Origin of the sequence: Streptosporangium sp. NPDC049376, assembly GCF_044466505.1 — a bacterium.
Classification (GTDB): Bacteria; Actinomycetota; Actinomycetes; order Streptosporangiales; family Streptosporangiaceae; genus Streptosporangium.
On the sequence record NZ_JBITMT010000012.1, the window covers coordinates 45,411 to 70,665 of the forward strand.

At 69.4% G+C, this 25,255-nt stretch carries 24 protein-coding genes; 10 read left to right on the forward strand and 14 right to left on the reverse strand.

Annotated elements, in window-relative coordinates; all coding sequences use genetic code 11:
- Positions 1 to 15 precede the first annotated feature (15 nt).
- The 5 genes from dnaN to ACIBVQ_RS26865 all read right to left on the reverse strand — a co-directional run bounded on the left by dnaN (position 16) and on the right by ACIBVQ_RS26865 (position 4,804).
- Positions 16 to 1,119, reverse strand: coding sequence for a DNA polymerase III subunit beta (gene dnaN, locus ACIBVQ_RS26845; protein ID WP_362917230.1), 1,104 nt, complete (start codon positions 1,117 to 1,119; stop codon positions 16 to 18).
- Between the two features lie 161 nt (positions 1,120 to 1,280).
- Positions 1,281 to 1,880, reverse strand: a complete 600-nt coding sequence (locus ACIBVQ_RS26850; RefSeq protein ID WP_352013677.1) for a TIGR03086 family metal-binding protein — start codon at positions 1,878 to 1,880, stop codon at positions 1,281 to 1,283.
- A gap of 112 nt (positions 1,881 to 1,992) precedes the next feature.
- On the reverse strand, positions 1,993 to 2,574 hold the full coding sequence (locus tag ACIBVQ_RS26855) for a hypothetical protein (protein WP_386190807.1): 582 nt from the start codon (positions 2,572 to 2,574) through the stop codon (positions 1,993 to 1,995).
- Between the two features lie 377 nt (positions 2,575 to 2,951).
- Positions 2,952 to 3,707, reverse strand: a complete 756-nt coding sequence (locus tag ACIBVQ_RS26860) for a ZIP family metal transporter (RefSeq protein WP_386190810.1) — start codon at positions 3,705 to 3,707, stop codon at positions 2,952 to 2,954.
- 86 nt (positions 3,708 to 3,793) lie between these two features.
- Positions 3,794 to 4,804, reverse strand: a complete 1,011-nt coding sequence (locus ACIBVQ_RS26865; protein ID WP_399180777.1) for an SMP-30/gluconolactonase/LRE family protein — start codon at positions 4,802 to 4,804, stop codon at positions 3,794 to 3,796.
- A 120-nt stretch (positions 4,805 to 4,924) separates the two neighbouring features.
- Here ACIBVQ_RS26865 and ACIBVQ_RS26870 point away from each other — a divergent pair, with 120 nt between their 5' ends.
- The gene (locus tag ACIBVQ_RS26870; protein ID WP_362782026.1) at positions 4,925 to 5,383 is read left to right on the forward strand and encodes a MarR family transcriptional regulator; all 459 of its coding nucleotides are present in this window, start codon (positions 4,925 to 4,927) and stop codon (positions 5,381 to 5,383) included.
- Between the two features lie 442 nt (positions 5,384 to 5,825).
- Positions 5,826 to 7,061: a cytochrome P450 gene (locus ACIBVQ_RS26875; protein ID WP_399180779.1), complete on the forward strand. Its 1,236-nt coding sequence runs from the start codon at positions 5,826 to 5,828 to the stop codon at positions 7,059 to 7,061.
- Between the two features lie 198 nt (positions 7,062 to 7,259).
- Here ACIBVQ_RS26875 and ACIBVQ_RS26880 read toward each other — a convergent pair whose 3' ends face one another.
- Both ACIBVQ_RS26880 and ACIBVQ_RS26885 read right to left on the reverse strand, forming a co-directional pair.
- Entirely contained in the window at positions 7,260 to 7,916 is a 657-nt protein-coding gene (locus ACIBVQ_RS26880; protein ID WP_399180781.1) for a response regulator, read from the reverse strand.
- 10 nt (positions 7,917 to 7,926) lie between these two features.
- A complete protein-coding gene (locus ACIBVQ_RS26885; RefSeq protein WP_386190821.1) occupies positions 7,927 to 9,429 on the reverse strand; it encodes a histidine kinase in 1,503 nt (500 codons plus the stop codon).
- Between the two features lie 132 nt (positions 9,430 to 9,561).
- Between ACIBVQ_RS26885 and ACIBVQ_RS26890 the strand changes: the two genes are divergently transcribed.
- The 4 genes from ACIBVQ_RS26890 to ACIBVQ_RS26905 all read left to right on the forward strand — a co-directional run bounded on the left by ACIBVQ_RS26890 (position 9,562) and on the right by ACIBVQ_RS26905 (position 12,641).
- Positions 9,562 to 10,461 (forward strand): ABC transporter ATP-binding protein, encoded by a 900-nt coding sequence (locus ACIBVQ_RS26890; RefSeq protein WP_399180783.1) that lies wholly within the window; start codon positions 9,562 to 9,564, stop codon positions 10,459 to 10,461.
- A 5-nt stretch (positions 10,462 to 10,466) separates the two neighbouring features.
- Positions 10,467 to 11,192, forward strand: coding sequence for an ABC transporter permease (locus ACIBVQ_RS26895; RefSeq protein WP_362917303.1), 726 nt, complete (start codon positions 10,467 to 10,469; stop codon positions 11,190 to 11,192).
- Between the two features lie 81 nt (positions 11,193 to 11,273).
- Positions 11,274 to 11,849: a TetR family transcriptional regulator gene (locus ACIBVQ_RS26900; RefSeq protein WP_352013668.1), complete on the forward strand. Its 576-nt coding sequence runs from the start codon at positions 11,274 to 11,276 to the stop codon at positions 11,847 to 11,849.
- 21 nt (positions 11,850 to 11,870) lie between these two features.
- Entirely contained in the window at positions 11,871 to 12,641 is a 771-nt protein-coding gene (locus ACIBVQ_RS26905) for an SDR family NAD(P)-dependent oxidoreductase (RefSeq protein ID WP_399180785.1), read from the forward strand.
- Here the strand turns inward: ACIBVQ_RS26905 and ACIBVQ_RS26910 are convergent.
- Positions 12,630 to 13,034, reverse strand: coding sequence for a helix-turn-helix domain-containing protein (locus ACIBVQ_RS26910; protein ID WP_352013666.1), 405 nt, complete (start codon positions 13,032 to 13,034; stop codon positions 12,630 to 12,632). The two genes, ACIBVQ_RS26905 and ACIBVQ_RS26910, sit on opposite strands and share 12 nt — an antisense overlap.
- A 99-nt stretch (positions 13,035 to 13,133) precedes the next feature.
- Between ACIBVQ_RS26910 and ACIBVQ_RS26915 the strand changes: the two genes are divergently transcribed.
- Both ACIBVQ_RS26915 and ACIBVQ_RS26920 read left to right on the forward strand, forming a co-directional pair.
- On the forward strand, positions 13,134 to 14,069 hold the full coding sequence (locus ACIBVQ_RS26915; protein ID WP_399180992.1) for an NADP-dependent oxidoreductase: 936 nt from the start codon (positions 13,134 to 13,136) through the stop codon (positions 14,067 to 14,069).
- Positions 14,070 to 14,106: 37 nt separating this feature from the next.
- On the forward strand, positions 14,107 to 14,826 hold the full coding sequence (locus tag ACIBVQ_RS26920) for a metallophosphoesterase (RefSeq protein WP_399180788.1): 720 nt from the start codon (positions 14,107 to 14,109) through the stop codon (positions 14,824 to 14,826).
- Positions 14,827 to 14,829: 3 nt separating this feature from the next.
- Here the strand turns inward: ACIBVQ_RS26920 and ACIBVQ_RS26925 are convergent, their stop codons facing one another.
- Together ACIBVQ_RS26925 and ACIBVQ_RS26930 are read right to left on the reverse strand one after the other, a co-directional pair.
- Positions 14,830 to 15,405: a YdeI/OmpD-associated family protein gene (locus ACIBVQ_RS26925; RefSeq protein WP_362917214.1), complete on the reverse strand. Its 576-nt coding sequence runs from the start codon at positions 15,403 to 15,405 to the stop codon at positions 14,830 to 14,832.
- Between the two features lie 142 nt (positions 15,406 to 15,547).
- On the reverse strand, positions 15,548 to 18,850 hold the full coding sequence (locus ACIBVQ_RS26930) for a replicative DNA helicase (protein ID WP_399180790.1): 3,303 nt from the start codon (positions 18,848 to 18,850) through the stop codon (positions 15,548 to 15,550).
- Between the two features lie 327 nt (positions 18,851 to 19,177).
- Between ACIBVQ_RS26930 and ACIBVQ_RS26935 the strand changes: the two genes are divergently transcribed.
- Together ACIBVQ_RS26935 and ACIBVQ_RS26940 are read left to right on the forward strand one after the other, a co-directional pair.
- Positions 19,178 to 20,488: an MATE family efflux transporter gene (locus ACIBVQ_RS26935; RefSeq protein WP_399180792.1), complete on the forward strand. Its 1,311-nt coding sequence runs from the start codon at positions 19,178 to 19,180 to the stop codon at positions 20,486 to 20,488.
- A gap of 218 nt (positions 20,489 to 20,706) precedes the next feature.
- Positions 20,707 to 22,128, forward strand: coding sequence for an APC family permease (locus ACIBVQ_RS26940; RefSeq protein ID WP_399180794.1), 1,422 nt, complete (start codon positions 20,707 to 20,709; stop codon positions 22,126 to 22,128).
- A 3-nt stretch (positions 22,129 to 22,131) separates the two neighbouring features.
- Here ACIBVQ_RS26940 and ACIBVQ_RS26945 read toward each other — a convergent pair whose 3' ends face one another.
- The 4 genes from ACIBVQ_RS26945 to rplI all read right to left on the reverse strand — a co-directional run bounded on the left by ACIBVQ_RS26945 (position 22,132) and on the right by rplI (position 25,242).
- Positions 22,132 to 22,884, reverse strand: coding sequence for an amino acid ABC transporter ATP-binding protein (locus ACIBVQ_RS26945; RefSeq protein ID WP_352013659.1), 753 nt, complete (start codon positions 22,882 to 22,884; stop codon positions 22,132 to 22,134).
- Complete coding sequence (locus ACIBVQ_RS26950) at positions 22,881 to 23,744, reverse strand: amino acid ABC transporter permease (RefSeq protein ID WP_386190848.1); 864 nt, start codon at positions 23,742 to 23,744, stop codon at positions 22,881 to 22,883. The genes ACIBVQ_RS26945 and ACIBVQ_RS26950 overlap by 4 nt, the downstream gene beginning before the upstream one ends.
- Positions 23,744 to 24,628: an ABC transporter substrate-binding protein gene (locus ACIBVQ_RS26955; RefSeq protein WP_399180797.1), complete on the reverse strand. Its 885-nt coding sequence runs from the start codon at positions 24,626 to 24,628 to the stop codon at positions 23,744 to 23,746. The genes ACIBVQ_RS26950 and ACIBVQ_RS26955 overlap by 1 nt, the downstream gene beginning before the upstream one ends.
- A 167-nt stretch (positions 24,629 to 24,795) precedes the next feature.
- Positions 24,796 to 25,242, reverse strand: a complete 447-nt coding sequence (rplI, locus tag ACIBVQ_RS26960; RefSeq protein WP_352013656.1) for a 50S ribosomal protein L9 — start codon at positions 25,240 to 25,242, stop codon at positions 24,796 to 24,798.
- Between the last annotated feature and the right edge of the window lie 13 nt (positions 25,243 to 25,255).

The window sequence follows — 25,255 nt, forward strand, 5'->3', positions numbered from 1 at the left end:
GTCCGGGTCGGGGCCTCAGGCGGCCAGGCGCAGGGACATCACGAGATAGCGGAAGGCCGGCTCGGCGTCTCCGGGCACCTCGGTGATGAGGGCGGGCCGGCTGGGCGTCTGCATGTTGAGCCGTACGAACTCGGTCTCGACGCCGCTCAGGCCGTCCAGCAGGAAGTGCGACTGGAAGGCGATCTGGATCTCCTCGCCGAACAGCTCGGCCTCCAGCACCTCGGTGCCCCGGCCGATGTCGCCGCCGCCCGCCTGGATGAGCACCTGTCCCTGGCCGAAGGTGAGCCTGATCGCGGTGTTGCGCTCGGCGACCAGCGCGACCCGCTTGATCGCCTCGACGAACGGGGCGGCCCGCACGTCCGCCCTGATCGGCCACTCGTCGGTCAGCCGTGCCCGGTAGTCGATGAACTGCTCGTCGAGCAGGCGGACCGTGGTGCTCCTGCCGACGCTCTCGAACCCGGCGACTCCCTCGCCCAGGCCGATCGAGACCTCTCCGCCGCGCAACGACCTGGCCACCTCGACGAGCACCCGGGCCGGGACCATGGCCGCGGCCGTGGCGCCCGGCTGCTCGGGGCGCCAGTCGAACTCCCTGGCGGCGATGCGGTAGCGGTCGGTGGCGGCCATGGTCACGCGTTCGCCCGCGATGTCGAAGCGGACGCCGGTCAGCATGGGGAGGGTCTCGTCACGGCTGGCGGCGGGCGCCACCTGGCCGACCGCGCTCGCGAAGACCCCGCCGCCGACCGCCCCGATCTTCGGCGGGGCCTTGGGCAGCGACGGGAAGTCCTCAACGGGCATGGTGAGCAGGCCGAACTCGGCGCTTCCGCAGGTCAGCACCGCTTCGGACCCGTCGGTGACGATCTCGACCGGCTGGGCGGGCAGGCTCCGGGTGATCTCGGCGAGGATGCGGCCCGGGATGAGCACCCTGCCGGGCTCGGCGACCTCGGCCTCGATCGTGGCGCGGGCGGAGACGTCGTAGTCGAAGGCCGACAACACCAGGTCCTCGGCGTCGGCCTCAAGCAGCAGACCGGAGAGCACGGGAACGGCCGGGCGGGTCGGCAGGGCACGAGCGGCCCAGACCACGGCGTCGGCCAGGACATCACGGTTGACCCGGAACTTCACCTGAGCATCCCTTCGTCCCGAACGGCACCACCACATGCGGTGGCCGTACTCCGGAGAACGGTAGCCGGTCCTACCGACAAACCACTGATACTGACATATCACTCAGTCGGCCGGTGGTCACGCTGCGTTCCCGCGCGGCGGAACGTCCCAGGCTCCCGGTCTCACGCCGAGGGGGTCCAGCCGGGGGTGCGTCCGAGTACGGCGAGGACACGGTCGAAGCCCGGCGTTTCGTCGTCGACGGGCAGGCCCGGCTGGAAGGCGGCTCCCGGCCTGGTGCGCCGTTCGTCGTCGGGGACGGCCAGGGCGATCGGCCAGGCGGCCTCGACAAGCTCCGGGTCGGGCCGGTAGTCGGCGCCGATCGAGCGGGCCACGTCCCAGGCGTGCACCAGGTAGTCGATGAAGTGGAAGCCGATGGCCTGCCGGGCAGGAAATACCGGCCCCCGGGGGGCGAACTCGGGCAGCGTGAACCCCCGTTCGAGCACGCCGTCCTCGGCGAACGCCGCCAGCACGTCCTCCGCCGCCTTGGTGTAGAGCTGGACGGCGTCGTCACCGAGCGGCCTGACCTTCCAGACCTCCAGGTCGGCCCCGGTGCCCCTGGCCGCGGCGGCGAACCCGTGGTGCTGGACGGTCATGTGGGCGAGCAGGTCGGCCACCGTCCATCCCGCGCACGGTGTCGGCCTGTCGAGATCGTCGATCGTCACCGCGGCGACCACGTCCACGCTGTCCCGCACCGCTCGCCGGTCGAACTCCTGAATGCTCACGAAGCCCCCTCAGATGTGTTGATCACAGCATCCATCATCACGGCCGTCCCACCCATGGTGGATCGGCGGTACCCACCGAGGGGGCTCGGTGGGTACCGCCGGAACCGGATCGTCAGTCGACGATCGTCACCGTGGCGTACTGGTATCTCGTGGTGCCGTTCTCGTCACCCCAGTGGTACCGGCCGGTCATGACCTGGCCCGCGTTCGCCCGCCACGAGTGCCTGCTCTCCTTGAGGTCGCCGCTCCACGCGGGGGAGGAGAAGCGCACCTGCCTGCCCTGCCAGAAGAACATGGCCGCGAGGTACTTCGTGGAACCGTTCTCGTCGCCCGAGTGCCACCTGCCGATGACGGCCTGGTCGTTCGGCGCGGTGTAGGACGACCTGCTCTCCTTCAGGCCCGCGCTCCACAGTCCCTTCACCACGTTCTGGACCGGCTGGTCGTTGATGGTGATCGTGCTGCAGTAGTAGGTGGTGGAGCCGTTCTCGTCCCCGGAGTGGGAACGGCCGGTCATCACCTCGTTGCCGGGACAGGTGAACCACACCCCGGCCGACTCCTTCACGGTCGAGGTGTGGCTGAGCTGGACCTTGACCGTCACGTCCAGGGCGGTCGGCGCCGCGGACGCGGGAGCCGCGGTCAGGGTGGCCAGCGCGGCCGCCGCGAGCGCGGCGGGCAAAGCCTTCTTGTACACGTTCATGTTCTCCGGCTTTCGTTCCGACAGGGTTCGGTGCTGTGCCAAGAGCGCGTGTGTTGACGGCTCGCGCCATCCCCGGATGTCGTCCGTGGACGCCGGGTGGGAGGCGTCGCCGGGATGGCGATCACATGGTGGCCGTCGCCGTACCGACGGATCGTCCCTCTGCCGGACGAGCGGCGATCCGTCCCGGGGGTTATCCCGGGACCTCTCCGTGGGTGATCACAGCGGCGGGAGAACACGGTGTTCCTGATCAGGCTGTAGGCGCGGGCCGAGCAGGGGAACGCCGAAGGCGGACACGGGGTCCGTGCGCGCTCAGACTCACCCCTCGCGTAGGGCTGAGCGCGCACGGACCCGGGTGGACGTCTGTGGCTCCGGACCGGCTACGCGCCGAGGCGTTCGACGGTGAAGGACGCCAGGAAGCCCAGGGTGGCGATGAGGCCGGTGAAGAGATGGGCGCGTTCGAAGGCCTCGGGGATCATCGTGTCGGCGACCATCGTGAGGATCGCCCCTGCGGCCACGGCGGTGATCACCGAGACGGTCGCGGGTGAGGCGTCCTGGAGGGTGAGGTGGCCGACGAGGGCCGCCAGCCCGCTCACCAGGGCGATGCCGCCCCAGACCCCGAAGACGTACGGCGCGCCGCGCCCGGCCTGCTTCATGCCCGCCGCGCTGGAGAGCCCCTCGGGAACGTTGGAGATGAAGACGGCCCCCAGGACCGCGATCCCGACGCCCCGGCCGTCGAGCAGTGACAGGCCGAGCACGACCGACTCGGGGACTCCGTCGAGCAGGGCGCCGACGGCGATGGCCGTACCGCTGCCCTGGATGTCGCCCTCGGACGGCTGCCTGTCGCCGGAGCGTTTGCGGTGGCGGGCGCCGTACCGGGCGAGGAGGGTGTTGGCCGCGACGTAGGCGCAGGCGCCGGCGAGGAAGCCGACCGCCGTGGGGAGGAGCCCTCCTGAGCGTTCGGCCTCGTCGACGAGTTCGAAGGACAGCGCCGAGATCAGCACGCCCGCGCCGAAGGCCATGATCCCGGCGATGATCACGGCCGGGACCCGTACCAGCCAGGCGACCGCCGCCCCCACGACGAGGGCTCCCCCGGCGGCGGTTCCCCACAGACCTGCCTGAAGCCACTGCGGCACGGCCGTCTCCCCCATCCCGCGTCGGGCGACATTTCCCAGGAACGGGTAATGAATGTCCCATATTCTCGCGAGGTGGGGGAGCGTGGTCAGATGCCCCGTACCGAGGCGATGGTGAAGGGGGTCCGCGGGGTTCCCGAGCCGAGTGGGCCGCCCTTGTCGAACTGGGAGCGGACCACGTAGAGCGTGCCGTTCCCGAACGCCAACGTCGTCGGGAGTTGGAGGGCCTCGTCGGTCAGCCGCCGCTCGACCCTGGCCGCGGCGCCGTCCCGTGTCACCTTCCAGCGACTGATGGTGTTCTCGGTGTTGTGGACCACCCAGAGCCTGCCGCCCCGCAGTTCGAGCCCGTCGGCGTGCAGCGTGTCGCCTCCGGTCAGCGTCACCCTGCGGATCGCTCCTGAGGCGATGTCGAGGCGGTACAGGTCGCCACCGGTCATGTCGGCGGTCAGCAGGTAGTGCCCCGAGGGGTCGGCGACGATCCCGTTGAGGGTGAACGCGTCGGGCCCATGGGGGTCGAGGGCCTCGCCCAGGTCGAAGCGGACGGTGAGCGTCGTCCTGCCTCCGGCCGCCACCTGACGCGGCGTGACGCGGTAGACCACGGAGCGGACGCTGTCGGTGAGGTAGGCGTTGCCGTCCGGGGCGATGGCGAGGTCGTTGACGAAGGCCGGGTTGTCCGGAGCCTGCCCGGGGACGTCGAAGCTCGCCAGCAGGCGTCGGGTGCGCGTGTCGTAGACCGAGACCCCGGTCGTCGAGTCGGTGACCCACAGCCGTCCTGCCCGGTCGACCTTGAGCCCGTTGGCGGTGTCACGCCCGTCGGCGCCCGCGGGCAGGAAGACCTGGGCCACCCGGTGACCCGGTGTCATCTTGAAGACCGTGCCGTCGGTGTAGGAGCCGGCGTAGAGGTCGCCGGTGCGCGGATCCACGGCGACGCCCTCGGGGTAGACCCGGTCGCCGGGAAGTTCGTACGCGGTGGAGATCCGCGCCCGCGTGATCTGGTCTGTCGTGGCCGACGCACCGGAGGCGGGCAGCGCGGGGGCGAGGGAGAGCAGCGCGGTGAGGGTCGTGGCCGCGGCGGCCACGATCAGACGAGGCGAAGACATGGTGCCCTTCTGTTCGGCTTCACATGCTTGACAGAGTCATATCGCTTGTTCGGAAGCGAACTCTAGTTAGAACTCTAATGGTCGTCAACGCTTTAATTCACGGGTTGTTACCATGCGGAGATGACCGAGTTGCCGCTCTCCGAGCGCCTGGGCTCCCACCTCAAGCGCGCTGAGCAGGCGCTCAACGCGGCCAAGAACGCCGCGCTGAAGCAGGCCGGGCTGACCGTGTCGCAGTACGCGGCGCTGCTGCACCTTTCCGCCAGCCCCGGCATCTCGGCCGCCGCGCTGGCCAGGGCGTGCGCGGTCACCCCGCCGACGATGAACACCGTGCTCAAGAACCTCCAGGAGCACGGCCTGATCGAGCGCACCCCGCACGAGTGGCACAGGAACGTCCTGGAGACCCGCCTCACCGAGAAGGGCGAACAGGTGCTGGCCGCGGCCGACCCCCGCGCGGTGCGTGTCGAACGGGGGCTCGCCGCGAAGTTCACCCCCGAGGAGCGCGAGACGCTGATCACCCTGCTGGGCCGCTGCGTCGAGTTCCTGGAGGCCGCCCGAACGGCTCCCGAGCCCGAGTCGTAGCGAAACTCCCTCCGGACGGAAAAAGGGCTAACCATTTTCTTTCCAGTGGCCACCCTTTTCTGGTTCAGGCTTTTTCCGTGGTACGGGATTTCCTCCTGTGGTTCGCCGTCGACGGCTTCCACCTGCCGACCACCTGACCGTACGGCCTGCCTGACCTGCCTTATCGCGCGCCGAGCCGGCGATCCTCCATGCCGTTGAGGTGTCCTCCCGACGACGAGGAATCGTTGACTTGTGACGTTGTCGTATTTAGTGTTTGGGTATTCTCCGGCGAATGTTCGACAACGGGGAGCCGTGGTTCTTACGGCCCCTGATCATCGGTGGCAGGGGCGACCCCCATGGCGGTGGAGCCGCCGGTTCGGCCTCCGGAACGCGACGACCCCGTCCGCCGCCGTGTGCTCGTCCCGGCCCGCGTCAATCCGCTCGACCTCCAGGGAGCGTCCGCATGGCCATTTCCTCTTCACCCATCGTCCTGGACCCCTACGGAAGCGACGTTCCCGGTGAGGTGTCCCGGCTGCGTGCCCTGGGCACCGTGGTCAAGGTCGAACTTCCCGGTGGCGTGCCCGTCTGGGCCATCACCCGCCACGACCTGCTCAAACAGGTCATTCTCGACCCCCGGGTCAGCAAGGACCCGCAGCGGTACTGGAGCCTGTGGCCGCAGGTCGACGAGCGGCCCGAGTGGGGCTGGCTCAACCTGTGGATCGGCATGCGGAACCTGGTCAACGCCTCCGGCATGGAGCACCGGCGACTGCGCAACCTCGTCGCCCCCAGCTTCACCGGCCGCCGGACCCTCGCCATGCGGCCGATCATCGAGCGGATCACCGCCGAGCTGATCGACGACCTCACCAGACTGCCCGCCGACCAGGTCGTCGACCTGCGCGTCGCCTACGCCCACCCGATGCCGCTGCGGGTGATCTGCGAGTTGTTCGGCGTCCCCGACGACATGCGTCCCGAGGTCGCCTGGATCTCCACGGCCTTCATCGACAGTGCCGCGACCGCTGAGGAGGCGGCCGAGACCTCGGCCAGGATCAGGACGTTCTTCCCCGCCCTGATCGCCCACAAGCGCGAGCACCCCGGGGACGACCTGACCACGGAGCTGATCAACGCCCGTTACGAGGACGACCGGCTGAGCGACGACGAGCTGCGCGACACTCTGCTGGCCCTCCTCGGTGCCGGGCACGAGACCACCGTCGACCTGATCGACAGCACGGTCCACGCCCTGCTCACCCACCCCGAGCAGCTACGCCGGATCCGGGAGGGGGAGGTCACCTGGGAGGCGGTGATCGAGGAGGCCCTGCGCTGGGCGCCGCCGGTCGCCAACTTCCCGTTGCGGTACGCCACGGAGCCCATCGACGTGGACGGGGTGCGCATTCCCGCGGGTGACGCCATCCTCGCGACCTACTTCGCCGCGGGCCACGACCCGCACCAGCACGGCGAGGACGCCGACCGCTTCGACGTGGCCAGACCCCCGGCCGAACACCTGGCCTTCGGCGTCGGCGTACACCACTGCATCGGCGCCCCCCTGGCCCGCCTTGAGGCCGTCATCGCCCTGCCCGCCCTGTTCGACCGCTTCCCCGACCTCGCCCTGGCCCAGGAAACCCCCGCCCCGAACCGCCTCCCCTCCCTGGTCATCAACGGCCTGAGCGAACTCCCCCTCCGCCTGGGCCGCCCAAGAAGGTGAAGAGTGCCGGTTCAAAGCACCCGAACCCGCGCGGCGCAAAGAGGTGGAACGTGGGCTTTACCGGTGCCGTGCGTGAGGAGTGTCCGGCTTGGGCGCGTCGGTGCTTGGACTGAGGAGAGAGGGAGCGCAGCGGATGAGCGACGAGGGAAAGCGTTGGCTCGAAGCGCCCGGACCCGCGACGCCGAAGGCGGCGCCATGTCACCTAGCGGCGTTGAGATAAGCCAGCACCGCCAGTACCCGCCGGTTGTCGTCGTCCGACGGGGACAGGCCGAGTTTGGTGAAGATGCCCGCGGTGTGTTTGCCGACCGCGCTCTCGCTGAGGTAGAGCCGTTGGGCGATGGCCGCGTTCGAGCGGCCCTCGGCCATCAGTTCGAGCACCTCCCGTTCGCGGGGGGTCAGTTCGCCGAGCGGTTCGTGCCTGGCCGTACTGGCCAGGAGTTTCGCGATCACTTCGGGGTCCATGGCGGTGCCGCCCGCGGCGACCCGCCGTACCGCGTCGATGAACTGTTCGGCGTTGAACACCCGGTCCTTGAGCAGGTAGCCGATGGCGCCGGAGCCGTCGGCGAGGAGTTCGCGGGCGTAGAGCTGTTCGACGTGTTGGGACAGGACGAGGATCGGCAGTCCGGGTACGGCTCTGCGGGCGGTCAGTGCCGCCTGCAGGCCCTCGTCGGTGAACGTGGGCGGGAGCCGTACGTCGACCACGGCGACGTCGGGGCGCAGGGTGGTCAGGGCGGTGAGCAGTTCGGGGCCCGATTCGACGGCCGCGATGACCTCGAAGTCGTGGGCTTGGAGCAGGTGGACCAGTCCGTCTCTCAGGAGGTAGAGGTCTTCGGCGATGACGACTCTGGGGTGCACCGGTCCCACTTTAGAGGGGTCCGTTCCTGAGTTCGTGCTTGTGGGCGTGGGCGACGGGGATGCCGATGGCCAGGCCGTACAGGGACATTCCGAGGAGGATGTTGAAGATGATCATCGGCCACTGCAGCGGTTCGGGCAGGTAGAGCGCGAGGAACCAGCTTCGTTCCTCAACGCCGACGATCTTGAGGATCATGGTGACCAGGCCCTGGGGGAACAGGGGGAGCCAGCCGACGCACCAGCCGACCGCGACGACCGCGTACTTCCACGGCGGCATGGAGGGCGTGTTCCCCTGCGGTGTGGCCAGCGCGTAGGGCACGTCGATCGTGGCCGTGGTGGGGCCGCCGGGCGGGCTGCTGAGGGCGAGCACCCCGTCGAAGGCCGCCAGCCGTCGTTCGATGCCGTTCAGACCGCTGCCGCGGGCGGGGTCGGCGCCGCCGGAGCCGTCGTCGGTGACGGTGACGCGCAGTGCCCTGCCCTGGCCGCTGATGTCGATCCAGACGCGGTCCGCACCGCCGTGTCTGGCGGCGTTGGTGAGCAGTTCGCTGACCGAGAAGTAGACCGCGGACTCGACGGGCGCCTCGGGACGTGTCTTGAGGTCCACGGTGACCTTGATTTTCAGCGGGCTGTCCAGCGCCAGCGCCCTGATGGCGTCACCGAGTCCCCGTTCGGCCAGGACCGGCGGGTGGATGCCCCTGACCAGGTCACGTAGTTCGGTGAGGGCGGTCGACGAGGCCTCGCGCGACTTGGCCAGCAGCGCCTTGGCGGCCTGGGGGTCCTTGTCGACCAGTTCCTCGACCGCGCCGAGAGTCATGCCGATGGCGACGAGTCTGGCCTGGGCGCCGTCGTGCAGGTCACGTTCGATCCGCCGTAGTTCGGCGGCCTGGGAGTCGACCGCGTCCAGCCTGACCTGGTTGAGCCGTCTGACCTTACCGGCCAGCACGGATCTGGCGGTGGGCCCGAGCAGCAGCCTGTTCCACCAGCCGTAGAAGCGCAGCAGCCACGGTGTCGCCGCGACGCCGAGGACAGCGATGACGAGCCCGAGGGGGGCGGCCTGCGGCGCCCAGCGCCAGGGCAGGGTCAGTCCGTAACCGGCCATGAACAGGGGCACCACCACCAGGCTGCCGCCGACGATCGGGTTGAGCAGGAGCCAGGCCGTGTCACGCCAGGTGGCGGGGTCGGTGAATATCCACTTCGTCCGGTTGTTCCACTCGGGCCACCACGGTGTCTTGTAGAGCTGGCGCTGGTAGCGGTACCAACCGTCGGGCTGGGGCCTGACCGGCGGAGGGGGCGGCAGGTACGGCGGGAGCACCTCGGTGCCGAGCCACCTGCCCGTCAGCCTTCTGGCCATGGCCGTACGCCATCGGATCACCCTGATCACGGGCGGGAAGAAGAAGATCATTCCGATGATGGTGAGCAGCCCGGCGAACATGCTCATCACGAGCAGTACAAGGTCCGCCAGGGTCATCGTCCCCATCGCCAGGGCTCTGCCGACTGCCACCATGTGTCGCCTCATGGATATGAGTGTCGGCGATCCGAACTGGACATCCAATGACAACAACTCCCCTTCGGGGTGTAGAAAACCCCACCTTCGTCGTGTATCCAAACGGCTTCTGCGTTCCGGGCCAGGTTTCCTAGCGTCGTCGGCATGAAGGTGATCGAGGTCAACGGCCTCAGAAAGAAGTACCGCGACCGGTTCGTGGTCGACGGCGTGTCCTTCTCCGTCGAGGAGGGGGAGATCTTCGGCGTCCTCGGCCCGAACGGCGCCGGCAAGTCGACCACCGTCGAGTGCGTCGCGGGGCTGCGCGTCCCGGACGCCGGAACCGTGAAGGTGCTGGGTGGCCTTCATCGTGCCGAGATCAAGGAGCGGCTCGGCGTCCAGCTGCAGAGCTCCGCCATGCCCGCGAAGATCAAGGTGTGGGAGGCGATGGAGCTGTACGCCTCCTTCTACCGGGAGCCCGCCGACTGGCGCGCGCTGATCGAGCGGGTCGGGCTCGCCGAGAAGCGGAACGCGCGGTACGCCACTCTCTCCGGCGGTCAGAAGCAGCGGCTCTCCATCGCGCTGGCGCTGGTCGGCAACCCCAAGGTGGCGATCCTCGACGAGCTGACCACCGGCCTCGACCCGCAGGCCCGCCGGGACACCTGGGAGCTCATCGAGCAGATCAGGGCGGACGGGGTGACGATCCTGCTGGTCACCCACTTCATGGAGGAGGCGGAACGGCTCTGTGACCGGCTCGCGCTGATCGACGCGGGCAGGCTGGTCGCGGTGGACAGCCCCGACGGGCTGATCGCGCGGGTCAGTGACTCCCAGCGGGTCACCTTCCGCGCCCCCGCCCTCTTCGACACGGCGCCGCTCGCCGACCTGCCCCAGGTCAGCGCGGTACGGCGGGACGGCGCCAGGGTCGAGGTCACGGGAAGCGGTGAGCTGCTGCTGGCGGTCACGACCGCCCTGGCCATGGCCGGGGTCGTCCCCAAGGACCTGCGGGCCGAGCAGGCCACTCTCGACGACGCGTTCCTCGCCCTCACCGGAAAGAAGATCTCCACGTGAACAAGATGATCATTATGGAGGCGAAGCTCTTCCTCCGTGACCCGGCGGGGCCGATCTTCGCGATCCTGCTGCCGCTTGGACTGCTGCTGGGGCTGGGCAGCATTCCCTCCTTCCAGGAGGCGAGTGCCGAGATGGGCGGGCAGCGGGTGATCGACACCCAGTTGCCGGGCATGATGGTGATCCTGTCCGTGGTGACGATGGCGTTGTCCGCACTGCCCGCCGTACTGGTGGCCTATCGGGAGAACGGCATTCTGCGCCGGTTGTCCACCACGCCGGTGCCACCGGTTCGGCTGCTGATCGCCCAGGTGGTCAACAACATCGGTGTCGCGGTGCTGTCGACCGTGTTGCTGATCGTGCTGGGCCACGTGACCATCGGGGTTCCCCTGCCGGGGAGCCCGCTGGCCTTCGTCGGGGTGTTCCTGCTGGGCACCGCCTCGCTGCTCGGTCTCGGCCTGCTGATCGCGGCGGTCGCGCCGAGCGTGAAGTCGGCGTCGGGGATCGGCTCGCTGCTGATGTTCCCGCTGTTGTTCGTCGGGGGCATGTGGATTCCCCGCGAGATGCTGCCCGACCTGGTGCGCCGGATCGGTGACTTCCTGCCGCTGGCGCCGTTCGCCCAGGCACTGCGTGACACGTGGGCGGGGCACGCGCCGCAGCCGCTGCACCTGGTGGTGATGGCGGGGACCGTACTGGTCACGGTGACACTGGCGATCCGGCTGTTCCGCTGGGAGTAGGTACGGGTACGGCCCGCGCGCGGGGGCGTGGGCCGTACTTTTATTTGACCGTTCGTTCCAGATAGGCGTAGCCTTCTCCCCATGGCGAGAACGAAGGAGTTCGACCCGGAGGTCGCCCTTGAGGCGGCTCTCCAGCTGTTCTGGGAGCGTGGCTACGAGGCGACCTCCATGAGTGACCTGGTCGACCGGCTGGGCATCGGCAGGGCCAGCCTGTACGCCACCTTCGGCGGCAAGCACGACCTCTACCTGAAGGCGCTGCGGCGCTACGCGAACTCCAGGAACCCCTCGCCGGTCGAGCTGCTGTCCCAGCCCGGAGCCGCACTGCCCGCCGTACGGGGGCTGGTCGAGCTCTACACCGAGGACTCGATCGGCGACCGGCGCGGCTGCATGATCGTGAACGCGGCGGGCGAGCTCCTTCCCGGCGACGAGCGGGTCGCCGGGATCGTCGACGCCAACTGGACCTGCCTGGAGACGGCGCTGACCTCGGCGCTCATCAGGGCGCGGGCGCAGGGGGAACTGCCCGCCGACCGCGATCCCGTGGCGCTCGCCCGGTTCCTGCTGGTCTTCCTGCAGGGGCTGCGGTTGACGGCCAAGGGCCGGTCCGCTCCGGAACGGCTGCGCGACGCGGCCGCTCAGGCACTCAAAATTCTTGACTGATAGTTCCAATATGGAGGGGACATGAGGTTCCACGACAAGGTTGTCCTGGTCACCGGGGGCGGGTCGGGCATCGGCAGGGCCGTCGCCCTCGGCTTCGCCAGGGAGGGCGCCCAGGTGGTGGTCTCCGGCCGTGGACGCGAGGCCCTTGAGCAGACCGTGAAGCTGGCCGACGCCAACGCCGACGCCGACACCGACGGTGGCCGGATCGCCGCGCTGACCGCGGACGTCACCGACTCGGCCTCCGTCGCCGCGCTGGTCGGCGAGATCGTCGGCCGATACGGCAGGCTGGACGTCGCGGTCAACAACGCCGGGGTGCTGGCCACGGGCAAGGTCGCCGACCAGCCGGAGGATGACTTCGCCCGGGTGCTCGACGTCAATCTGACCGGCGTCTTCCTGTCGATGAAGCACGAGATCCCGGCCATGGTCGCCGGGGGCGGCGGAGTGATCGTCAACTTCAGCTCGCAGATCGGCGCGCACAAGCGCCTGCCCGGGTTCGGCGCCTACGCCGCCTCCAAGGCCGCGGTGACCGCGCTGACCCGCACCGCCGCGCTGGAGTACATCGGCCAGGGCGTGCGGATCAACGCCTTCAGCCCCGGCAGTCACGACACGTCGATGTCCATGCGGCCCGGCGAGACCGAGGCCGACCGGGCCGAACGTGTGAAGGGCCAGGTCCCCGCGGGTCGCGTCGGCTCCCTCGACGAGGCGACTGGCACGGTCCTGTGGCTGGCCTCGGCCGACGCGGGGTACGTGGTCGGAGCCGACATCGTCGCCGACGGCGGCTCAACCGCCTGATCGCGCGTCGTAGGCCTCCCTGGCGTCGCGGACCTGCTCGATGTTGCCCTCCGCCCACGACTTGATGGCCAGCATGAGGACCTGGAGGTCACGGCCGAGATCGGTGAGGGCGTAGTCGACCCGCACCGGGACCGAGGGGGTGACCGTCCTTTCGACCAGGCCGTCGCGCTCCAGGCTCCGAAGGGTCTGGGTGAGCATCTTCTGGCTGACTCCGGCGATGATCCTGTCCAGGTCGCTGTAGCGCCTCGGTCCGCCGGACAGCGCGTTCAGGACCAGGCTGACCCACTTGTCGCTGATCGCGTCGAGCAGTTGCCTGGCCGGGCAGGTGGCCAGGAAGGCGTCGTATGCCACCTTCGCCTCCTGCCGCCGCTGCGCCGCCGTACGGGTGGTCATGGCGCCCCTTCCGGTGCGGTACGCACTTCCGGGTGCGTACTTCCTTATGGAGAGTAACACTCCATAGGTTCGCTTCATCGAAACCCTGAGGAGGCGATGATGCGCGCTGTGGTCGTTCGTTCGTTCGGCGGACCGGAAGTGCTTGAGATCGAGGAGGTTCCCGTCCCCGAGACGGGCGTGGGACAGGTCCGGGTCCGGGTCGAGGCGGCGGGCGTCAACCCCGTCGACGTGGCGACCAGGGCGGGAGTCCTCGTCGAAATCGGGCTCGCCGACCGGCGCGACGTGCACGGGATCGGCTGGGACCTGGCCGGGGTGGTCGAGGAGGTCAGCGCGGGCGTCACCGGGTTCGCCCCCGGCGACCGGGTCGTGGGTCTGGTCGACCGGCTCGACCTTCCCCTGGGCGCCTACGCGGAACAGGTCGTGCTGGACGCCGACGCCCTGGCCCTCATCCCCGACGGCGTCACGGCCGTACAGGCGGCCACGCTCCCGCTCAACTCCCTCACCGCCGACCAGGCCCTCGACCTGCTGGAACTGTCCGAAGGCCAGAGCGTTCTGGTCACCGGCGCCGCGGGGGCGGTCGGTGGCCACGCCGTGGAGCTGGCCGTACTGCGCGGGCTGCGGGTCGTCGCCGTCGCGGGCCAGGAGGACGAGGACCTCGTCCGCCGTCTCGGCGCCGAGTTCTTCGTGCCGCGCGGTGCCGAACTCGGCGCGGCCTTGAGGAAACTCGTGCCCGGAGGGGTCGACGGCGCCGTCGACGCCGCCGTGGTCGGTACGGCTGCGCTCACCGCCGTGCGCGGCGGCGGCTCCTTCGTGGCCGTCCTCGACGGCGCGGTCCCCCGCCCGCTGCGCGGCACCAGGGTGTCCAACGTCTGGGTCCGCGCCGACGGCGCACGGCTCGCCGAGCTCGCCGGACTGGCGGGTGAGGGACGGCTGAGCCTCAGGGTCGCCGACACCCTCCCCCTCGACGACGCCGCGAAGGCCCACGAACGGCTCAGCCGGGGCGGCCTCAGGGGGCGTCTCGTCCTGCTCCCCTGACGCATGTCAATCTTGGACGATGCTGACACTGGCCCACGTGAGCGACATCCACATCGATGACTCCCCCCGCAGCGTCGAACGGACCCGAGCCGTCATGCGTCACCTGGACGGTCTGCCCGGTCCGCTCGACGCCGTCATCGTGACCGGGGACATCGCCGACCACGGCACGGTGGAGGAGTACGAGATCGCCAGACAGGCGCTCACCTCACGCCACCCGACCGTGATCTGCCCCGGCAACCACGACTCCCGGGCCGCCTTCCGCAAGGTCCTCCTCGACCAGGACGGCGACGACCCCGTCAACCAGGTCCTGCGGCTCGACGGCCTCGTCGTCGCCCTGTGCGACTCCAGCGTTCCCGGACGGCACGACGGCCTGCTGACGGAGGAGACCCTCGCCTGGCTCGACGGGGTGCTCGCCGAGTCGCCCGACGTCCCGGCCCTCGTGGGCATGCACCACCCGGCCGTCCCGCTGGGCATCCCGTACGTGGACGACATCCGGCTGCGCGAACCCGAGCGGCTCGAAGCCGTCCTGAGCCGTCACCCCCAGGTGGTCGCCGTCCTGGCCGGGCACGCCCACACCCCCGCGAGCACCTGGTTCGCCGGTCGTCCCCTGCTGGTCGCCCCCGGTGTGATCAACACCCTGCTCCTGCCCACGGAGACCGCGGAACGCCGCTCGTTCGACCTCTCCCTGCCGCCGCAGATCGCCCTGCACGTCCTGGACGGCGACCGCCTCACCACCCATGTCCGGCCGATCCTGTAGGGCTCAGGGGTAGATCTTCTTGTGCTCGGCGAGCATCGTGACGTACCGCTCGATGCGGCGTGCCCTGGTCTCCGGTTTCTTGGCGTCCTGGACACGGTAAAGGACCGCGTAGCGGTTACGGCTGTCCAGCGTCGCGAAGAACTCCCGCGCGGCGGGGTTGCCGGCCAGGGCGAGCTCCAGGTCCTCGGGGACGGTCGCGGTCCGCGACCCTTCGTAGGCCGCCTCCCAGCGGCCGTCCTCCTTCGCGCGCTCGACCTCCAGCAGGCCCGCGGGCTGCATCCTGCCCTGTTCGAGCAGTGCGGCGACCTTGTCGCGGTTGACCTTCGACCACCTGCTCCGCGGCCTGCGCGGGGTGAACCGCTGCAACCAGTACGTGGTGTCGAAGCCCTTCTTCTGCCCGTCGATCCAGCCGTAGCACAGCGCCACGTCGAGTGCCTGGGGGTAGTCCAGCGACTCGACCCCCGGCACCTTCCTGGCGACCCTGAGCCAGAGCCCTGACGAGGAGGCGTGGTTGGCGGCCAGCCATTCCTCGAACGCCTCAGCCGAAGGGAAGAAGAGACTCTCCGGATCATCACTCATCGCGCCAGTCAACCACGTGGGAGCCGCCTCCGAAACCACCGCAAACCGGGTACGGCAGGGCCGTGGGACGGCCCCCGGCGAGGGGCACGTACCGGCCCGGGAACGGCCCTGCCCCTCCCGTCCACAACGGACCAGGCGTGTCTCAGTGCGCCATGTCGACGAAACGGCTGTAATGCCCCTGGAAGGCCACGGTGACCGTGGCGGTCGGACCGTTACGGTGCTTGGCCACGATCAGGTCGGCCTCACCCGCCCGGGGCGACTCCCGCTCGTAGGCGTCCTCCCGGTGCAGAAGGATGACCATGTCCGCATCTTGCTCGATGGAGTTGTGGACACTGATGCCGTTCGCCACAAAGTTGTGGGTACCGAGGACCGTGGCGTCGTAGACAGGTTCCTCCCCCTGGCTTTCGATCGACAGCACTTCGTCCCAGAAGACGTCGTTGGTCGCGAGCATCTCAAGTTCGGCGTCGTCCAGGATCACGGCGACCCTGCCCAGACGCTCCCGACTGGGAGCGCGCTTCCACAGGGCGCTACCGCAGAACTGCGTGCCGAGATTGGAGGAGAACTCCCGATGGGTCATCCGCTTGTCCGCCAGCACGTCCTTGACACGATCCCAGACCTCACGAGGAATCGTGTCGAGGTTCGTGTTACCCGTGACCTCACGCAATGCCGCGACGCAGCGCGCGGCCTGTTCGGCCCGTTCACCGTGGACGCCGATGTCGTCGAGGAAGCGGAGCTGGTTCTCCGCACCGTAGACGTGCAACTGGTAGCCCGGACGGTGGTTTCCCTTGCGGACCTGCTTGATCCGTGTCATCACGTTGAAACGCAGCAGGAGCCTGGCGACGTCGTCCACCAGACGCCGGCTCGTCGACGCGTAGTAGACACGTGCCTGGCCGTTCTTCTCGTCCCACCAGACACAGCCGTCGGTCGCCCACAGATGCCTGAGGAAGAGGGCGGTCTGAGACCGGGCCAGTGAGAAGACCTCGTCGGGAACATACTTCTCGTGGCTGCGCAGTCCGAAGAGGCCGAGCGTGTCCAGCCAGGCGGCGATCGGGTTGCGCTTGCCGTGGGTCAGCCGATAGGGGGCGGGCAACCGCAGGGTGGTCACCCTGGCCGCCTCGTAGTCATCCCGGACCGCCGTAACACCGAAGTGCGTGGCCGCCTCGGTCACGGCCGTCAGACACGCCTCGTCTTTGCTGGCGTAGCGAATCGGCTGAGACCTGACGAACGACCCGTCGCCGATCATGTGAGCCAGGAGCACGACCCTCTCCTGCGGCCACTCTTTGAGCTGCCGGGGAGCGGGCACATGCCGGGGTACGGCCAGCCGTGTCCCCTCGCCGAGCCGGTCCAGCGGGAGCCAGCCATCATAGGTCATGAAGGGGTGGTTGGCCGTAGCCCTGATCTCACGCCCCGACTTCATGCGGAGCAGGAAAACCTCCTTCACCCCGCTGGGAAACACGTGGGTCATCGTGCGCGGCACGAGGCGGAGTCGTTCGTCCAGCGACCAGACGGGAATGTCTCGCTCGTCGCGTTCCAGCAGTTCGCCGAGGGAGACCTCGGCTCCGGTGTCGGCACGGAGAACCCTGGTGTCCGCGGTCAGGCATCCGGATTCGCGAAGGTCGCTGACCATGGGGCGTTTGTCGGTTCTCTGTTCCGGACCACGGTTCAGCTGGGAGATCGCGATGACCGGGACCTCAAGCTCCTTGGCGAGGAGCTTGATCGATCGGGAGATCTCCGAGACCTCGTTCTGACGGCTCTCCGTCTTCTTCGGCGAGGACATCAGCTGCAGGTAGTCGATGATGACGAAGCGCAGGTCGTTGCGCTGTTTGAGGCGGCGGCACTTGGCCCGGATCTCCATCATCGACATGTTGGGCGAGTCGTCGATGAACAGCGGCGCCTCGGCCACCTCGCCCATCCGCCTGGCCAGTTTGGCCCAGTCGTCGTCGGTCATCGTGCCCGAGCGCATCGACTGCAGCGACACCTTGGCCTCTGCGGACAGCAGACGCATCGTGATCTCGTTGCGCGACATCTCCAGCGAGAACACGACGGTGGTCATGCCGTGCCTGATCGCGGCGGACCTGGCGAAGTCCAGCCCGAGCGTGCTGTTGTGGGTGGGCACGCAGGCCCTTCCCGCGAGGTAGGTGTGGTCGGCGTTGTCCACCTCGACGCACCTGACCGGCACCGGGGGCACCGCCCTGACGTCCACGACGTGCCGCACCGGCTCGGTGGCGAGGTCGATCACATGGTCGATCACGGACCCGCTCATGGTCGCCCGGTGGCCGAGGGTCAGGGCCAGTTCGAGGACGTCCTCGGCGAGCGGTCCCTCCGTCGCGGGGATCCGGACCCGCTCATCGCCGCCCGTCAGGACCTTGAGCAGCTCGCGGCGCTGTTCCAGGGACGCCCGCAGGTAGGCAGGGGGGATACGCCCGCCCCCGAGTTCGTACGGCGGCACCGGCAGGTCGCGCTCGGGAAGGTCGAACGGCGCCGCGACCGCGACCGCGTGGGCGGGCCCGCCGTCCTCGGCGCGGAGCGTGCGGGCGATCTCCTCGGTCGTCACCACGGCGTGGACCGTCCGCCACTGGTGCAGGGCGTCGGCGACGATCACCGTGCCGTCGTCGAACTCGACCTCGTAGCAGGGTCGTCCGTGCAGCACGTCGGTCACGGCGACAACCCGGGTCGGCCTGCCGTCCGCGCCGATGAGGTGGTCGCCCCGGCCGACCTCGCCCATGGTGGTCCAGCCGTCCGGCGTCGGCAGGGGGGTGTCGAGGGCGAGCGCCTTGCCGATGGCGGGCCGGGCGGCCACGACGATCATCTGGCCGGGGTGGAGGCCGTTGGTGAGGCCGTCGAGGTCCTGGAAGCCGGTGGGGACGCCGACCATCTGGCCGCTTCTGCCGCCGATGGCCTCAAGCTCGTCGAGGGCACCCGGCATGATCTCGGCGAGGGGGACGTAGTCCTCGGAGGTGCGGCGTTCGGTGACCTTGTAGATCTCGGCCTGGGCGCGGTCGACGAGGTCGTCGACCTCCTCGTCCTGCCCGCCGTACCCGAAGGAGACGATGCGGGTGCCCGCCTCGATGAGGCGTCTGAGGATGGCCTGTTCGCGGACGATGCGCGCGTAGTAGCCCGCGTTGGCGGCGGTCGGCACGACGGAGGTCAGCGTGTGGAGGTAGGCGGCGCCGCCGACGCGGGCGACCTCGCCGCGTTTCTGCAGCTCACCGAAGATGGTGACGGCGTCGGCCGGGTCGCCCCTGCCGTACAGGTCGGTGATGATGTCGTAGATGAGCTGGTGGGCGGGGCGGTAGAAGTCGTCGGACTTGAGGATCTCGACGACGTCGGCGATGGCGTCCTTGGACAGGAGCATGCCGCCGAGGACGGACTGTTCGGCCTCGATGTTGTTCGGCGGGGTGCGCTCGAATCCAGGCTCGAAGACAGGTGGCTCCGCGATGCTCACCTCGCACCCCCTCATTCGAACATGGTTTCGCCATCTTAAGGTTTAGCCGACCGGTCTGACAGTCTCGCGTCCCCCGGACGACGTGGCAACGCGGCCTGTCGACAGGGGTGTGGATAAGGTGTGCAGTTCTCGGCCAGACATGTGGGCAGCCTGGGGAAAGTCCTGTGGATAACCAGTGGGGTTTGTCCACAAGGCCTTGCTGAGCTGGGAAAACTTAATCCACCGCCTGTGGAGAAAAGAAAGTTGCGGCGACACGCCGTGAGCCTCCCCGGCCGTCCCGTTGGTCCCGCCGACGGCCTCCTCGGTGGTAAGAGACACAATGCAGCTATGCCGCTTACCTCCCGGACGGGCCGCGACCATGACAGGCAGATCCTGCGTCTGGCGGTCCCCGCCTTCGGAGCGTTGGTGGCCGAACCCCTGTTCCTGCTGACCGACACCGTCGTCGTCGGCCACCTGCCCGCGCCCGCGCTCGGCGCCGTCGGCGTGGCGAGCACGGTGCTCGGCGCGCTGGTCTCCTTGTGCGTCTTCCTCGCCTACGGCACGACGGCCGCGGTGGCCCGTCAGGTCGGCGCGGGCAACACCGCGCGGGCCGTACGGCACGGCGGCGACGGCCTCTGGCTGGCCGCGGCCGCCGGGCTGGCGATCATCGCCGTTGTCTGGCCGCTCGCGCCCTCACTGGTCTCCCTGGTCGGCGCGGAGGGGGAGATGGCCCTGCAGGCGGTGACCTACCTGCGGATCAGCCTGCTCGGCGTGCCCGCCATGCTGCTGGTGCTGGCCGGGACCGGCGTACTGCGGGGCATGCAGGACACCACGACCCCGCTGCTGGTCTCGGTCGGCTCCTTCGCGCTGAACGCGCTGCTCAACGTCCTGTTCGTCCTCGGCCTCGGCTGGGGTGTGGCGGGCTCCGCCTGGGGCACGGTGCTGGCCCAGTCGCTGGGCGCCGTCGTCTACCTGGCCCTCGTCTTCGGCCGGTACGGCGCTCCGGTCCGCCCCGACCTGGCGGGCATCAGGTCGGCGGGAACGGCCGGGGTCGCCCTGATCATCCGTACGGCGTGCCTGCAGGTGGTGCTGGCCGTGGCGGCCACGCTGGCCACCCGCATGGGAGAGGGACAGATCGAGGCCCACACGATCGCCCTCAGGATCTGGACGCTGCTCGCCTTCGCCCTGGACGCCATCGCCATCGCCGGGCAGGCCATCACAGGCCACGCCCTGGGCGCCGGGGACGCCGAGGCGACACGGCAGGCGACCCGCAGGATGGTCGGGTGGGGGGTCGGCTCCGGCGTGGTGCTCGGGCTCCTGGTCCTCGCCGCCAGGCCGTTCGTGCCGGGTGTCTTCGACGCCGACCCCCAGGTCACGGAGCACCTGCTCGGCCCGCTGCTGGTCGTGGCGCTCCTGCAGCCGGTCGCCGGAGTGGTCTTCGTCCTGGACGGGGTGCTCATCGGCGCCGGTGACCAGCGCTACCTCGCCTGGGCGGGCCTGTGGACGACGCTGGCCTACCTGCCGGTCGCGCTGGCGGTCGTGCTGTCGGGCGGCGGTCTGGTCATGCTGTGGCTGGCGCTGGGGGTGTGGATGGGCGCCCGGTTCCTCGCCCTGGGGCTGCGGGCCAGAGGCGGGGCGTGGCTGGTGATCGGTGCGTGATCGGGAGGTGTCCGCCACGTAACCAGCAGACTCTTGTCCCACGGCGCCCCCTGCGGCACTGTGAGCAGTCCGGCAATACGGTTGTCCACCCTCCATGATTGGGACACGTCGTGCCCGAAGGTCACTCCTCGTCGATCGTCCGCCGCCTACCCCCCAGTGAAGCGACAAACCGATGGACCGGCGGCGCGCGCCATGGCCTGCCCAGGGCGTACGGCCCCATGGACCTCGTGGTCATGGGCGTCGGCGTCATGATCGGTGCGGGCATCTTCAGCCTCGCCGGACGCCAGGCGGCCACCATGGCGGGCCCCGGCGTCGTCCTCTCGTTCATGATCGCCGGTATCACCAGCCTGCTCGTCGCCTTCTGCTTCGCCGAGTTATCCTCGGCGCTGCCCACCTCGGGCAGCGCCTACACCTTCACCTACGTCATCTTCGGCGAAGTCTGGGCCTGGGCGGTCGGCTGGGCCCTGGTGCTCGAACTGCTGCTGGCCGGCGCGGGCGTCTCCCGCGTCTGGTCGCTGTACGCCGCCCAGCTGCTCACCGACCTCGGAGTGCGTTTCCCCGAACCCCTGGCCTCGTTCGTCGGCCGCTCCGAGGGGTTCGACCTGTTCACACTGTTCATCCTGGTGCTGATGACGGTCGTGATCACGCTGGGCACCAGGATCGGCCTGCGGGCCCTGCGCGTCATCGTCGCCGCCAAGCTGCTGGCCATCGGCGCCGTCATCGTGGTCGGCGTCACCCACTTCGACCAGCGCAACCTGTCGGCCATCCCGGTTCCCCCGGCCCCCGCCGGGCCGTCCGTCGACGCCCTGCACTCACCGCTGCTCGGCCTGCTGTTCGGCCAGCCGGGCGCGTTCGGCTGGTTCGGCATCTTCGCCGCCTCGGCGGTCATCACCTTCGCCTACATCGGCTTCGACGTCGTGGCCACCGCAGCCGAGGAGGCCGAGGACGCCCCCCTGTCGGTGCCCAAGGGCATCATCCGCAGCCTGATCGTCACCACGGTCGTCTACATCGCGGTCGCGCTGGTGATGGTCGGCATGATCTCCTACGACAGGATCGACACCGAGGCGCCGCTCGCCAACGCCTTCCGCGCGGCGGGTGAGGGCTTCATGGTGCACGTCATCAACCTCGGCGCGGTCCTGGGCCTCACCACGGTCGTCCTGGTGCTGCTCGTCGGCCTGACCCGCGTCATGTTCTCCATGGCCAGGGACGGCCTTTTCCCCCGCTCACTGGCCAGGGTCGACCGGCGTTACCGCAGCCCGACCCGGGTGACGCTGCTCATCGGCGTCGTGGCGATCCTCATGGCCGAGTTCGTACCGGTGCTCACGCTCGAACCGCTGGTCGTGATCGGCACCCTGTTCGTCTTCGTGGCCGTGGCCGCGGGAGTCCTCAGGATGCGGCGGACCATGCCCGACCTGCCCAGGGGCTTCCGCGTGCCGTTCTCCCCCTTCGTGCCGGTCGCCTCGATCGCCGCCTGCCTGTGGCTGCTGGTCAACCTCCAGATCGTCACCTGGCTGTACTTCGCCGCCTGGATGGCCGTCGGCCTGCTCGTCTACCTCCTGTACGGCAGGCACAACAGCGTGCTCGCCGGGAACGGGAGCGGCCCCGTCGGCTCCGGCCTGCGGGGACGGCACAGACGCTGAGGCTCAGATGCGACGGGCGTCGAGCACACTGCGCAGGAACTGCCTGGTCCTCGGCTCCTTGGGGTCGGTGAAGAACTCCTCGGGAGGCGCCTTCTCCAGCAGCACGCCACCGTCGAGGAAGCAGACGGTGTCGGCGATCTCCCGGCAGAAACCCATCTCGTGGGTCGTCAGGATCATGGTCATCCCGCTCGCCTTGAGCTCCCTGACGACCTCAAGGACCTCCGCGACCAGCGCGGGATCGAGCGCGGAGGTCACCTCGTCGAGCAGCATCAGCAGCGGCTTGACGGCCAGCGCCCTGACGATGGCCACCCGCTGCTGCTGACCCCCGGAGAGCCTGTCGGGGTAGGCCCCCGCCTTGTCCGCCAGGCCGAACCTCTCCAGCAGCTCACGGGCCTGCTCCTCGGCCTGCCGTCTGCCGACGCCGTGCACCTTGCGGGGGGCGAGCGTGATGTTGTCGAGCACGGTCATGTGCGGGAAGAGGTTGAAGGCCTGGAAGACCACGCCCATGCGCTTGCGTACCGCGTCCGGATCGGCGCGGACGTCGGTGATGTCCCTGCCGTCGAGGTGGATGGCGCCGTCGTCCACGGTGTCCAGCAGGCTCACGCAGCGCAGCAACGTGGACTTGCCCGACCCCGAGGCGCCGACCAGGCAGACCACCTCGTGAGGCCGTACCTCAAGGTCGATGCCCCGCAGTACGGCGTGGCCGTGGTAGCTCTTCCACAGGCCCTCGACGGTCAGCAGATTCGTGTCCTTCACTGGCCCCTCCGCCGCTGGGACCTGGCCGCCAGATAGTCGGTGAGACGGGCGAGCGGAATGGTCAGCAGGATGAACAGCAACGCCCCGACCAGGTAGGGGGTGTAGTTGAACGTGCTCGCGGCGTGGATCTGGGCCTGGCGCAGCGCTTCGAGCGGACCGATCGTGGCGACGAGCGCGGTGTCCTTCTGCAGCGAGACGAAGTCGTTGAGCAGCGGCGGCACCACCCGCCGTACGGCCTGCGGCAGCACGACGTGCCGCATGGTGCCGCCGTGTCCCAGCCCGAGCGACCTGGCCGCGGCGATCTGACTGGGGTGGACGGAGTCGATGCCCGCCCTGAAGACCTCCGCGACGTAGGCGCCGTAGGACAGCGTGAGCGCGATGACGCCCAGCGTCGCCAGGTCCGTCGGCATGCCCTGCAGACCGAGGGCGGGCAGGCCGAAGCCGACGAGGTAGATGACCAGGATGGTCGGCACACCGCGGAAGACGTCGGTGTAGGCGACCGCGAGGGCGCGCAGCGGGAAGAACACCGGCGACCTGAGGCCGCGGACCAGCGCGACCGCCAGACCGACGAGGAGCACCAGCGGCTCGGCGATCAGGAAGATCTTGACGTTGAGCAGGAAGCCGCTCAGCACGTCGGGGAAGGCCCTGACGAACTGCTCGGGGTCGAAGAACGTCTCCCTGACCCGCACCCAGCCGGGCGAGGCGGTGACGCCCCAGACCAGCAGGACGACCACCAGGAGCGTCGAGACGGTCGCGATCGACCCCGAGCGGACCGAACGCCGCCTGAGCAGGCGTTCGCGCTCCACCTGCCGGGCGCTCTTCACCCAGCCCGAGGCGTCCGGCGAGGGTCGGACGGTCACTACTTCAGCTCCGGAGCGCCCGCCGCCGAGCCGAGCCACTCCTGCTCGATCTTGGCCAGTTCACCGGAGCCGGACAGCTTGCCGATCGCCTCGTTGACGCAGCGCACCAGCGGGCTGCCCTTCTCGAAGACCGCGCCGAAGACCTCGGGCGTGCCGGAGGCGGCGCCGAACTGGCCGACCAGCTTGGAGTTCTCGACCTGGGCCGCGGTCACGTAGAAGGCGGTCGGCAGGTCCACGACCACGGCGTCGACCTGCTTGTTCTTCAGCGCGTTCACCACGTCGATCTGCTCGTTGTAGACGTTCGGCTCGGCGGAGGGCTGGATGACGTCCTTGACCGCCTGCAGCGAGGTCGTCCCGACCTGCACACCGATCTTGGCGGTCTTCAGGGCCGCCAGGTCCGTGGCGGCGGCCGTCTTCGAACCGGCCAGCGCGACGACGGCCTGCTTGACCGTGTAGTAGCCGTCGCTGAAGTCGACGACCTTGGCCCGGTCGGGGGTGACGGAGACCTGGTTGAGGTCGAAGTCGAACTGCTTGGCGCCGGGGGCGAAGGCCGAGTCGAACTTCACCGTCGACCAGGCGACCTCACCGCTCTGGAAGCCGAGCTCCTTGGCGATCGCGTAGACGACGGCGCTCTCGAAGCCCTTGCCGTTGGACGGGTCGTCGTCCTTGAACCACGGCTCGTAGGCCGGCTTGTCGGTGCCGACGGTCAGCTTGCCCGGCGTCTTCAGGGCGAGCTGGTCCTTGGCGCAGGAGGTGGCGGGTGCGGACGCGTCGGCCTTGCCGGCGTCGGCGCCCGTGCCGGTCGTCGAATCCGACGCGGGCGCACAGGCGACCGCGGTGGCGGCGAGGGCGCCGAGTGCGAGCAGCATCGAGGGGCGAAGCATGGAGGACCTCCAGGGGAAACGACAACTCCCGAATTGTACGTATTGTCGGTAACGGTAAGTTAACCAGCCCCATCGGTCGGGAATAGCGCCTCCCAAACGGACAAGGGCCCCCTTCCAGCGGGAAGGGAGCCCTGTCACCGACGATCTCGTACGGTGTCGGCGTGGCCTCAGGCCGCGACGACCTCGACGTCGAGAGCTGCGGAGACCTCCGGGTGCAGCTTGACGCTGACCCGGTGGGAGCCGAGGCTCTTGATCGCGGAGGCGATCTCGATGCGACGGCGGTCGAGCACCGGGCCGCCGGCGGCCTTGACGGCCTCGGCGACGTCACTCGTGGTGATCGAACCGAAGAGACGGCCGGACTCGCCCGCCTTCGTCTTCAGCACCACCTTGAGGGACTTGAGCTGACCGGCGACCTCCTGGGCGGTGCCCAGGTCGCGGATCTCGCGGGCGTCGCGCGCCTTCTTGATCGAGGCGATCTGCTTCTCGCCACCGCGGGTCCACAGGATCGCGAAGCCACGGGGGAGCAGGTAGTTACGGCCGTAGCCGTTCTTGACCTCGACGATGTCGCCGGGGGCGCCGAGGCCGGTGACCTCACTGGTGAGAATGAGCTTCATCTGTCCGGACCTC

Excerpts from the sequence above, each read along its gene's own strand:
- ACIBVQ_RS26910 (WP_352013666.1), bottom strand. The coding sequence starts at position 13,034 with ATGACCACCCGTACGGCGGCGCAGCGGCGGCAGGAGGCGAAGGTGGCA.
- ACIBVQ_RS26940 (WP_399180794.1), top strand. The coding sequence starts at position 20,707 with ATGGACCTCGTGGTCATGGGCGTCGGCGTCATGATCGGTGCGGGCATC.
- ACIBVQ_RS26875 (WP_399180779.1), top strand. The coding sequence starts at position 5,826 with ATGGCCATTTCCTCTTCACCCATCGTCCTGGACCCCTACGGAAGCGAC.
- ACIBVQ_RS26900 (WP_352013668.1), top strand. The coding sequence starts at position 11,274 with ATGGCGAGAACGAAGGAGTTCGACCCGGAGGTCGCCCTTGAGGCGGCT.
- ACIBVQ_RS26870 (WP_362782026.1), top strand. The coding sequence starts at position 4,925 with ATGACCGAGTTGCCGCTCTCCGAGCGCCTGGGCTCCCACCTCAAGCGC.
- ACIBVQ_RS26895 (WP_362917303.1), top strand. The coding sequence starts at position 10,467 with ATGATCATTATGGAGGCGAAGCTCTTCCTCCGTGACCCGGCGGGGCCG.
- ACIBVQ_RS26865 (WP_399180777.1), bottom strand. The coding sequence starts at position 4,804 with ATGTCTTCGCCTCGTCTGATCGTGGCCGCCGCGGCCACGACCCTCACC.
- ACIBVQ_RS26890 (WP_399180783.1), top strand. The coding sequence starts at position 9,562 with ATGAAGGTGATCGAGGTCAACGGCCTCAGAAAGAAGTACCGCGACCGG.
- ACIBVQ_RS26885 (WP_386190821.1), bottom strand. The coding sequence starts at position 9,429 with ATGAGGCGACACATGGTGGCAGTCGGCAGAGCCCTGGCGATGGGGACG.
- ACIBVQ_RS26915 (WP_399180992.1), top strand. The coding sequence starts at position 13,134 with ATGCGCGCTGTGGTCGTTCGTTCGTTCGGCGGACCGGAAGTGCTTGAG.
- rplI (WP_352013656.1), bottom strand. The coding sequence starts at position 25,242 with ATGAAGCTCATTCTCACCAGTGAGGTCACCGGCCTCGGCGCCCCCGGC.
- ACIBVQ_RS26905 (WP_399180785.1), top strand. The coding sequence starts at position 11,871 with ATGAGGTTCCACGACAAGGTTGTCCTGGTCACCGGGGGCGGGTCGGGC.
- ACIBVQ_RS26935 (WP_399180792.1), top strand. The coding sequence starts at position 19,178 with ATGCCGCTTACCTCCCGGACGGGCCGCGACCATGACAGGCAGATCCTG.
- ACIBVQ_RS26855 (WP_386190807.1), bottom strand. The coding sequence starts at position 2,574 with ATGAACGTGTACAAGAAGGCTTTGCCCGCCGCGCTCGCGGCGGCCGCG.
- ACIBVQ_RS26925 (WP_362917214.1), bottom strand. The coding sequence starts at position 15,405 with ATGAGTGATGATCCGGAGAGTCTCTTCTTCCCTTCGGCTGAGGCGTTC.
- ACIBVQ_RS26955 (WP_399180797.1), bottom strand. The coding sequence starts at position 24,628 with ATGCTTCGCCCCTCGATGCTGCTCGCACTCGGCGCCCTCGCCGCCACC.